At 58.1% G+C, this 1,321-nt stretch carries 2 pseudogenes; both read right to left on the bottom strand.

Annotated elements, in window-relative coordinates:
• Positions 1–101 (bottom strand): annotated as a pseudogene (locus B2W52_RS12290) (AAA family ATPase); the annotation flags it as partial.
• Between the two features lie 17 nt (positions 102–118).
• Positions 119–1,321, bottom strand: a pseudogene (locus B2W52_RS12285) (hypothetical protein); the annotation flags it as partial.

The following is a 1,321-nucleotide window of genomic DNA, read 5'->3' as shown; positions in this document are numbered from 1 at the left end:
TCGCCTTTGATCAACAGCGGGCGCTGAAGCGCAAGTGCTGCGTTGACGGCCATTTGCAGGTCATCGGTGGCTACGTACTTCTCGGTACCGGTAAACTTCATGCTCTGGTTCCTGTTGGTTACTTTTTCTGGTCTTTCTGATCAGGCTTTTTTTTCGGATCGTCTTCGGGTAATCCGGACTCGTCCTGATCATAATCGGGTAAATCGTCAAATTCGGACAGATCGAAATCTTCCAGCCCGAACTCTTCCTCGTCATCATCTTCCGGTGCTTCGGCGTCGGAAGGATCGGCAACATCCTCCAGCTCAGGAATATCATCGTCTAACTCCGCGGCCTCTTCCTCCACCGGGGTATCCGCTACCGGGATTTCCTCTTCCAGTTCGTCGGTCGGTTCAACTTCTGGTTCCGTAAGCGCGGCATCTTCCGACTTCAGAGCGGCCTCATGTTCATCAATGACGGCCTCCAGCTCAGACATGTCCTCCTCAGATGCTTCCTCGGTTACCTCAGGGATTTCCTCGGCTTCGACATCCTCTTCCGGCTCTGAGACTGCCTCCGGCTCGGGTTCTGGTTCGGGTTCGGTCTCTTCCTGCAGATCCTCAAGTGTTTCGCGCTCTGACGCTGCTTTCTCTTGCGCCTGCTGATCCTGTTTACGCTTACGGATGGCAAACCAGACCAGACCGCCAATGACGAGCAGCCCACCACCGGCTGCGCCGACCATCCACAAAGGCACGGCAAAAGCAGGTTCCGCGTCTTCCGGGTCCTCAGGGGCCGATTCAGGCTCCTGGACCGCTGGCGTCTCTGGCTCCTCCACCTCGCTTACGTCGATGGGCGATGTAATCGCCGGTTCCGGCCCGGATTGCTCCGGCTCAGACACCGCCGGCTCCGGTTCAGACTGCTCAGGGTCGAGTGCCGGTTCTGTCACCTCCGGCTCCGGCGATTCAGCCGGCTGATCAGCGGGCTCAGCCCCTTCAGGCATCGTAAACCCGACGGTGGCGCTGAACTTGCGGCTGAAGGTCTGGCCATCGGCCACCACGTCAAAGGTGTAGAGGCCCGCGGCTGGCAAACGACTTACCGTATCCCGGTAGGTGCCGTCTTCCGGCGGCTGCTCTCCCGACAATACCTTGGTTCCACTTCTGCCATCCTCGGAGGTGATACTGAGGCTGACCTCAATCACACCCAGAAAATCGGGATTAGTGATTTTCTCCCCTTCTTCGAAAAAGCCGACCCGGAGCTTGAGGGGCTCCTGCAATGTGAATGAAGGAGGCAGAGGATTGACCACCATCCTCAGATCGCTAACGACCGTAACCCGGCTGCCCTCTCCGAG

Source organism: Marinobacter sp. UBA2498 (assembly GCF_002341575.1).
GTDB lineage: Bacteria > Pseudomonadota > Gammaproteobacteria > Pseudomonadales > Oleiphilaceae > Marinobacter > Marinobacter manganoxydans.
The sequence above is the reverse complement of the archived record's forward strand: the minus strand, read 5'-3'. Positions and strand labels throughout refer to the sequence as shown.